The organism is Arsukibacterium sp. (assembly GCF_033722355.1).
Classification (GTDB): Bacteria; Pseudomonadota; Gammaproteobacteria; order Enterobacterales; family Alteromonadaceae; genus Alishewanella.
Genome location: NZ_JAWVZF010000122.1, coordinates 1 through 8,476, shown reverse-complemented (window position 1 = coordinate 8,476; position 8,476 = coordinate 1). Strand labels below are relative to the sequence as shown.

Genomic DNA, 8,476 nt, shown 5'->3' with positions numbered 1-8,476 from the left:
GATAGACAGAGGCATATCGCGAAGCATCAGTGCAGCAAAACCACCGGTTAATGCCAGTGGTACACCGCTGAAGACCACCAGTGCATCCTTTGCTGAGTTAAGGGCGCTGAACAACAGACCTAAAATCATCAGTAATGTCAGGGGCACTACCCACATTAACCGGTCTGACGCCGACTGCAGTTGCTCAAAAGTGCCACTGTAACTCAGCCAGTAACCGGCAGGCAACGCCAGTTCGTCGTTTATTAACTGCTTGGTTTCATTTATAAACCCCCCAAGATCTCGATCTGACACATTAGCACTGACCACGATATTGCGTTTAGCGTTCTGCCGGTTTATCTGGTTCGGGGCATTAATCTCATTAAAATGGGCAACTTCACCAAGGGGCACATAGGTCAGCTCAGTGTTGTCATCCGACATGCCTGGCAGTGCTACCGGCAAACGTTTTAATTGTCGCGGATCGCTTCTTAAGCTTTCGTCTGCTCTGATAATTATCGCAAACGCCTTGTCACCCTGATAAATCAGGCCAGCCTGTGTCCCGCCAACCATCGTCTGAATCGCCTGTTGCACGGTCGCTGTATCAATACCCAACAATGCCAGGTGTTCGCGATCCGGCTCGATGGATAACATCGGTAAGCCAGTGGTCTGCTCCATCCTGACATCTTCGGCCCCCGGCACAGTTGCCAGGATTGCTGAGGCCTGTTCTGCCAGCTTAGTGAGCTCAGTCAGGTCATCGCCATAAATTCTCAGGGCAACATCACTTCGTACCCCGGCAATCAGCTCGTTAAATCGCATTTCGATCGGCTGGGTAAATTCATAATTATTGCCCGGCACCGCTGAAACCGTTTGGCGTAACAGTGTCAGAAACTCTGCTTTACTTAAGCTGGGATCTGGCCATTGCGATACCGGTTTGAGTATAACAAAGGTGTCCGCCACATTAGGCGGCATTGGATCAGTTGCAATCTCTGCTGTTCCCAGCTTACTGAATACCCGCTCGACCTGAGGCAGGGCAGCAATTTCACGCTCCAGCAGCAGTTGCATCTGCAATGATTGCTCTAAGCCCGTACCGGGAATGCGCAGCGCGTGCAAGGCGATGTCGCCCTCATCCAGCTGTGGCATAAATTCACTACCAAGTTTGCTGCCTTGCCAGAACAGGCCCGCCACAATCAGTAATGCGCCAATAATAAACAGCAGTGAGTGGCGCAAACTGTAGCTGAGGATTACCGAATAACCGTTTTTCAGCCTGCGCATCAGTGCAGCATCATGCTGCTGCACTTTGCCACGAACAAAAATGGCAATCGCCGCCGGGACAAAGGTGATTGCCAGCAGCACGGCGCCGGCCAGCGCGGCAATAACGGTAAACGCCATCGGGTGAAACATTTTACCTTCAACGCCGCTCAGCGCAAAAATAGGCAGAAATACCAGCATAATGATTAAAACGCCAAACACCGCCGGGGTAAATACCTCCCGGGTCGCCTGATACACTTCGCGTAAACGCTCTTCAAGTGTTAATAACCGGCCTGTTGTGCGTTGTGCTAAACCTAACCGGCGCAGACAATTTTCCACTACGATAACAGCGCCATCGACCAGTAAGCCAAAATCGATTGCTCCTAAGCTCATCAGATTGCCACTGACTTTATTGATCGCCATTCCGCTAATGGCGAACAACATGCTAAGGGGAATAACCAGCGCGGTAATCAGTGCGGCGCGTATATTGCGCAGAAAAATAAACAGCACGACAATAACCAGCACGGCCCCCTCAAACAGGTTTTTCTGCACGGTAGCAATGGTTTTGTCAACCAGGGTAGTACGATTATATACGGCCTCGGCACTAACACCGTCCGGTAATGAGCGGTTAACGTCTCTCAGTTTTTCAGCCACCGCCTGAGCAACGGTACGACTATTTTCGCCTGTCAGCATAAATACTGTGCCCAACACGGTTTCGCTGCCATTGAGGCTGGCAGCGCCGGTCCGCAGCTCCTTACCTAAATATATGTCTGCGACATCCTGAAGTCGCACCGGCGCATCATCCCGTTTCGCGATGATTAACGTTCTGATGTCATCCAGATTTTGTAACTGACCGGGCGAACGCACCAACCATTGTTCACCCCGTTGCTCAATGTAGCCGGCACCTACGTTGTTGTTATTACGATGCAGTGCATTGGCGATATCATCCAGCGTGAGTTTAAAGGCGATCAGTCTGGCTGGATCGGGTGCCACCTGATACTGGCGCAGATAACCACCAATTGTATTGACTTCAGTAACACCTTTAACGTTAACCAGCTGAGGCTTGATTACCCAGTCCTGCAGGGTCCGCAAATCTTCAGCGGTATAAACTGTACCATCGTCTTTTCTGGCTTTCGCGGCAGCGGTGATGGTATACATAAAAATTTCACCAAGCCCTGTGGCCACAGGGCCCAGGGTCGGATTAGTGTCAGCAGGAAGTCTGGCCCGAACGGTCTGTAAACGTTCAGCTACCTGCTGACGTGCCCAGTAAATATCAGTGCCGTCTTTAAAGACAACGGTTACCTGTGACATACCATAGCGTGATAGCGAGCGGCTATACTGCAGCTTTGGTAAACCAGCCATCGCATTTTCAATAATTACTGTCAGCCGTTGCTCCGCCTCAAGCGGTGAATAGCCCGGTGCCGCAGTATTAATTTGCACCTGAACATTAGTAATATCGGGTACGGCATCCATCGGCAGTCGCTGTGCGTTGTAGACGCCCGCTATGACGAGTACTAAGGTTAACCCCAGCATGAGATAACGGCGCTTAAGAGCAAATTTTAATAGTGTGTCAATCATGGCGCACTCCTAATGATCATGGCTGGCGCCCGATTTCAGAACATCGGCTTTTAGCACAAAGCTGTTCTGAGTGACATATTCGGTACCTGGCTTCAGACCCGCCGTCACTTCCACATACTCATCATCTTCCCGGCCAAACTGCAGCATCCGCACTTCAAAAATATTGCCATAACGGGCAAATACCACAGGCATATCACGAAAGCGCTGGATAGCGCGTTTCTCAACCGCCAGCGCAACCGGTGTGGTGGCCAGCAACACTTCTGCTTTGATATGCATACCCGGCCGCCAGTAGCCATTACTGTTATCTATTACTGCACGCACTCTGGCAATATGACCTTCGGTCATTTGCGGAGCTATATAACTTATTGTACTTTGGGCGCGTTCACTCTGGTGCAAGCTGAACACGGCAACGGGCATATCCAGACGCAACTTCATAAGATCGTTTGGGAAAGCAGATAATTCTGCATACACTTCGCTGTAATCCACCAGGGTAAACAGCACCTCATCCCGGATCAATTCATTGGGATTAAAAAACCTTGCGCTAATGATGCCATCCGCCGGCGAAACAATGTCGTACTGTTTAAATGTTGCCGCGTTGCTGATACGGGCGAGGCGCTGGCCTTTATGAACCGAATCGCCCTGCTGCACTAATACCTCAGTCAGCGTACCTGGATAGGGCACTTTCACCTGGTACTGCGCGGTTGGCGGGCTGCTGATTACGCCGAACAAATGCGTTTTATCGGTTAGCAACCGGGCTTTCGCTATCGCTGTATCAATCCCTGTCAGCGGCAAAATCCGCTGATTGAGCTCAACCCGGCCTTCAAAACTATCATAGTGCCAATGGTATTGTTTACCCTGATAGGTAACGTTAAGGTCGACGCTAAACGAATGAGGCTCAGCAATACCAATATCTCCGAGCAGATAGTCCTGTTCCGGGCTGAACCGGACCTCATCCTTGCCATCCAGCCGGTTTAGGGTCACGTGAGCCGTTAGCTCAGCAGGTGCAATCTGCTTGCCGTTAATATAACCATACAGACGCATTTCTGCCGGTATGCCGGTTTCGAACAACGAGACTTCCACTGTAAAATCGGCTTCAGTTAACAGTCTGCCGCCATGCGGCCCCTCTGGATGTTCAATGGTATGTTGTACGTGATGATCGTCATGTCCGCCGCCCGCATGGACGGCAACAGCAAAAACTAGCGGGCAGATTGCCAGCAGGCTGGTGGCTATTGTTAATAACTTATTCATAAGCGTTCTCTAAAGCAGCGACTGGCGCTGAGGTTGTCAATGTTACGGGCTGGCCTGTCAGGCGCTCTAATTCCAGCAGTGTCAGATGAAACCTGCGCTGACTCTTGATCAGGTCATACTCTGCTTGCGCCAGCTCTTCTTCTGCTGACATCAGACTTAACAGGTCCAGCTGGCCCTGCTGGTAACTTTTCAAACTGGCATGTTGCAATTTTTTTGCTTCCGGCAGCAGCAGGTTAGCAATGGCTTCGGTTTCAGCACGCAAATGCTGCAGTGTCTGCCATTGCTGCTGCACCAGTAATGACAACTCACTATTAGCCAGCTGTTGCTGCCTGGCCAGCAACGCCTGATCTGCAGCTTGAGCCTGCAGGCGACCCAGGTTTGGATCGGTCAGCGTGAGCGGCATGCTCAGGCCTAACACCAGCCCGGTATCATTATTTGCCTGGTTGCGCTTTATTCCTGCTAACACTCGGACGTCAGCCTGGCTGTTTGCTCTGGTTAAACGCAGCTGACTATCAGCGATGCGTTGCAGACTAAGGTAACGCTTTAATGCTGCACTGTGCTGTAGTTGGTTGAGTAAGTCTGGGAGGGCAGGGATAGAAGGCAGCTGGCTCAAATCACCTGCTACCACAGTAAAGTCAGGGGCGGCATGCCATCTTGCTGCCAGACGGTAGCGGCGATCCTGCGCTGTCTGGCGGATATCAGCCTGTTCAATCTGGCTTTGTATCAGATGCAGCTTTACCCGGCTGATATCAGCGTCCAGCAGGTTTCCGGCGTTGCTGCGGTTTTGGGCCATTGTGAGCAGCACTTGGTTCCGGCTGACTTTTGTACTGGCCCAGTGTTGTAATTGTTGCCAGGTTAATAACTCAACAAAGTGCAAGGTGGTTTCAGCCAGCGCATCCAACCTGGCCAGTTCATAATTATCACGTTGCAGCTGGCTCTGGTGTTGGGCCAGTTCCAGCCGGCGCTCACGTTTCTGGCCAAGTTCAATCTGCTGACTTAAGCTCAGGGTGAGTTCTGCCGCTTTAACACCCTGTTGCTTACCTGTGCCCAGCACATTTTCAAGTGAGACATCCAGCTCAGGGTTAGGTCGAATGGCAGCCTGTAGCTGCTGGGCTTCAGCCATCCGTAATTGATAAGGAAAAGTCTGCAGCGTTGTGTCGTGTTGCAAGGTTCGTTGCAGCGCCTGAGTCAGGGTAATGAGTTGTGGTTGTTCTGCTGCAGTCGCAGCTGAATAGCTTGTCGCTGTCAGTAAGACCGACAATAGCAATGACATCCGCATAGGTATGCTCCTGTTAATTAATCAGTAATGAAAATGATAAATCTCAGGATCAGGCGTTCGGTGGCGGTACGGGAGGGCTGTAGCTGATAAGGTTTAAAGCAGGAGTGCTGCTTGCTATAACGCTATTGGTAAAATTAAGCAGTTCAATGCCATATAAAAAGGAAATATAGCAGGTAACATGAGCGTGCTCGCTGTGCTGCTCATTCAGATGCTCATTACTTTGGGCATCGACAGATCCAGGGACTGGTTCAAAGCCTGGCACAGCAGCATGTCGCATTAATTCTGGCAGACTGTGGTTATCGGTCAGGCTGATAAAGGAGTGGTTATGATCAGGCATATGCACTACCAATGTATCACACGCCATCACCGCATGGTTCAGCATGATAATTAACAACAGTAACTGACCTAAAAACCTGCCAGACATAATATCCTTTGTCGTTTAACGATACTTGCGCTGGGCTTTTCGCTTACGCTCGGCTTCCCGTTCGGCCTTATCTTTCGACTTTGCAGCTTCTTCAGCTTTAGCATCTATTTGTTCCTGACTGACCATATCGGGTGTTTCAAGGGTAACAGGGCCGAAGTTACCGGCACGCAGCTCAGTAATCAGAATAGTACCGGCTTTTTCTAAATCAACCACGCCGCCTTTGCGCATACAACCACGCCTGATACCAATCGCATCAAGCAACGCCAGATCGCTGTCCGGTTGTTCGGTCAGGTCGAAGCGTTGCATCACTTCATTTGGATAAGCCTGCAGTAAATAATCGGCAGCAAATAAGGCAATATCGGCATACTCAAAAACCGTATCTTTAATGGCGCCGGTGACTGCCAGCCGGTAACCGCAAGTTGGCGGACTCAGTTTTGGCCATAAAAAACCAGGTGTGTCAGTCAGAATAACGTTATTTTCCAGCTTGATACGTTGCTGGGCTTTGGTGACGCCGGCTTCGTTACCGGTTTTGGCAATAGTGCGTCCGGCAAGAGTATTAATTAACGTCGACTTACCAACATTCGGAATACCCATAATCAGGGCGCGGGCCGGACGAATGTCCAGATTTCGCTCTGGTAGCATGGTGTTGCACAGCGTTAACAACGCTTTAATTTGTTCTGGATGCTGCTGGCTTATCGGAATTGCCCGGACACCGCTCTGCTGTTCAAAATGACTCACCCAGACTGCAGTCAGCGCCGGATCAGCTAAGTCAGCCTTATTAAGCACTTTGATACAAGGGGTATTACCGCGTAACTGGGGGACTAACGGGTTTTCGCTGGAGAACGGAATGCGGGCATCGAGCATTTCGATAATAATATCGACCTGAGGCATCACCTCGGCAATCTCTTTACGGGCCTTATGCATATGGCCCGGAAACCAGTTAATTGACATCAGTTATCCTCAATAGCGCTAAGGGGCGCATCATACTCTATTGCGATAACCTGCTACAGTAAAAATTGATAAAAGCTCACCAGAGTGATAGGAGCAGCGATGGCTGAATACATTGCTGCAGAAGGTAAGCGAAGAATGCCCAGGCCTTTAAATAACAGCAACAGGCTGTATAAACCGAGCAGTGGTGGTAATACATCGAGCCAGAGACTGTTGGCAGCTTGCGGCACAAGCCATGAGAAAAGTGTACTGCCGGCACTGGCCAGGATCAGCAGCAGTAATAACAGCACATAGTGTCCGGGCGTAAATTCAGGGTTTAAGTTTAAATCGTCCATTGATCTCTGACTGTGGTTAACGGATAGCGCTAATGTAAGAAAAATCTATGTTACTTACCCGTTGTTAATTGTATAAATATGTAACCAAGTCGCTAGTTTAGTTCCTTTTTTAAATATAGCAACCGCCAGTTCGCCAAATTTTTTGCTTTTTTCAGCAAAGCTTATTATGCGCCGGTTAATTCATCGTGCCCGATAACGTGCTGGTAGCAGTTTCATTTGGCTTCAGCTTCTTGTTCCGGTGGCTGAAAACGCCTGATTTGGAGGATGATGCCCAGATAAGGATGATCCAGATAATGCAGCTCACCACTAATTACCCGCCGGCTTTGTTTAACATTAATACTCTGCAGGCCCGCAGCAGAAAAACGCCGCAGGTTAAAATCAGTATTAACGAACAGATAGTGATCAAGGTGCAATTTAAATAAGCCATCGAGCTGCCATACCCTGTCTGGCAGGTTAGACAGATTGTCGCCGCTCAGCGGCAGTTGTTGTCGCTGATCTGGCAGGGCTTCAAGTTTGCCAGCGGCATTAAGCTGGTCGAGCAGGGTATCGATGGCACTGAATACGTCATCTTGCTGCTCATTGTCCAGGATTGTCAGCGCGGTTGCGGTTGCTGCCGCGTTGTCCGTTGCGGCCTGAGTTCTGTCTTGTCCCCAGTAATCTGTTAATTCAGAATAATTGGTACCGCCAAACCAGCGGCTGGGCACTGCCAGCCTTTCTGTGACGGGGGCCTGCCGCCATACGGTATGCAAAAGCAATGTCTGGTTTGGCTGGCGGCTGATTTTACTGGCCAGATCGGACAGCGCAAAGGCAGAGCGCGGCGCCAGATACGGCACCGGCTGATGTCGATCTGACTTGGCTGCTAATTGCACTGGCAAGCTGTCTGGCATCGGTAGCTGACTGTTGACCAGATATTCCGGAAACAATGAAACGCGCTGCCATGATGGTGGCTGCCGTTCGCTCAGACAGAATATCGGTGAAAATGGCGGTTGCCACTGTTGCCAGTTTTGCACTGCGACAGCTAACCGGTCAGTTGCTGTCTCGGATGGCAAGTTGCAGGGCGCTAATGTTGCAAGCAAGCTGCTGATATCAGGTTGATAATGTGACGTTACTAAGTCAAAACTGTTGCTCAGGCGAATGGGTGTAACCTGACCGTCAAACTGTTCTTTCAAATCGTTGCCGGTTGTCGGAGTAAATACAATTAACTCAATTTCAAACCAGCGCTCAGCAGCTGTATTGCTCGCTATCGCATAACAGCTGAATGTCAGGGTCAGGCCAGCCAGCATTGATTTCAGTAAGACCGAGATAGTGTCAGTAACAGGTTTCATGATTTCTCCAGCTGATGTTGGCTGAAGTCAGCCAGCATATTGGCAACCAGTGTCAGCCGGTCTTTGGCATCGGCACTGGCAATGGCAAAGCGTAGTTTCTGGCCACCTTCAAGTT

At 50.2% G+C, this 8,476-nt stretch carries 7 protein-coding genes; all 7 read right to left on the bottom strand.

Translation table 11 applies throughout. The features are described from left to right. The coding region (locus R3177_RS10940) for a CusA/CzcA family heavy metal efflux RND transporter (protein WP_318971064.1) at nt 1-2,802 on the bottom strand (2,802 nt) is incomplete at its 3' end. Nucleotides 2,803-2,811: 9 nt separating this feature from the next. Beyond that, nucleotides 2,812-4,050, bottom strand: coding sequence for an efflux RND transporter periplasmic adaptor subunit (locus tag R3177_RS10935; protein WP_318971063.1), 1,239 nt, complete (start codon nt 4,048-4,050; stop codon nt 2,812-2,814). Then, nucleotides 4,043-5,329: a TolC family protein gene (locus R3177_RS10930; protein WP_318971062.1), complete on the bottom strand. Its 1,287-nt coding sequence runs from the start codon at nt 5,327-5,329 to the stop codon at nt 4,043-4,045. The genes R3177_RS10935 and R3177_RS10930 overlap by 8 nt, the downstream gene beginning before the upstream one ends. 49 nt (nt 5,330-5,378) lie before the next feature. Beyond that, nucleotides 5,379-5,753 (bottom strand): cobalt transporter, encoded by a 375-nt coding sequence (locus R3177_RS10925; protein ID WP_318971061.1) that lies wholly within the window; start codon nt 5,751-5,753, stop codon nt 5,379-5,381. A 15-nt stretch (nt 5,754-5,768) separates the two neighbouring features. Continuing rightward, on the bottom strand, nt 5,769-6,704 hold the full coding sequence (ylqF, locus tag R3177_RS10920) for a ribosome biogenesis GTPase YlqF (protein ID WP_318971060.1): 936 nt from the start codon (nt 6,702-6,704) through the stop codon (nt 5,769-5,771). A gap of 53 nt (nt 6,705-6,757) precedes the next feature. Next, entirely contained in the window at nt 6,758-7,036 is a 279-nt protein-coding gene (locus R3177_RS10915) for a hypothetical protein (protein ID WP_318971059.1), read from the bottom strand. Nucleotides 7,037-7,248: 212 nt separating this feature from the next. Next, complete coding sequence (locus tag R3177_RS10910) at nt 7,249-8,361, bottom strand: CsiV family protein (protein WP_318971058.1); 1,113 nt, start codon at nt 8,359-8,361, stop codon at nt 7,249-7,251. Between the last annotated feature and the right edge of the window lie 115 nt (nt 8,362-8,476).

Excerpts from the sequence above, each read along its gene's own strand:
- R3177_RS10935 (WP_318971063.1), bottom strand. The coding sequence starts at position 4,050 with ATGAATAAGTTATTAACAATAGCCACCAGCCTGCTGGCAATCTGCCCG.
- R3177_RS10930 (WP_318971062.1), bottom strand. The coding sequence starts at position 5,329 with ATGCGGATGTCATTGCTATTGTCGGTCTTACTGACAGCGACAAGCTAT.
- R3177_RS10925 (WP_318971061.1), bottom strand. The coding sequence starts at position 5,753 with ATGTCTGGCAGGTTTTTAGGTCAGTTACTGTTGTTAATTATCATGCTG.
- ylqF (WP_318971060.1), bottom strand. The coding sequence starts at position 6,704 with ATGTCAATTAACTGGTTTCCGGGCCATATGCATAAGGCCCGTAAAGAG.
- R3177_RS10915 (WP_318971059.1), bottom strand. The coding sequence starts at position 7,036 with ATGGACGATTTAAACTTAAACCCTGAATTTACGCCCGGACACTATGTG.
- R3177_RS10910 (WP_318971058.1), bottom strand. The coding sequence starts at position 8,361 with ATGAAACCTGTTACTGACACTATCTCGGTCTTACTGAAATCAATGCTG.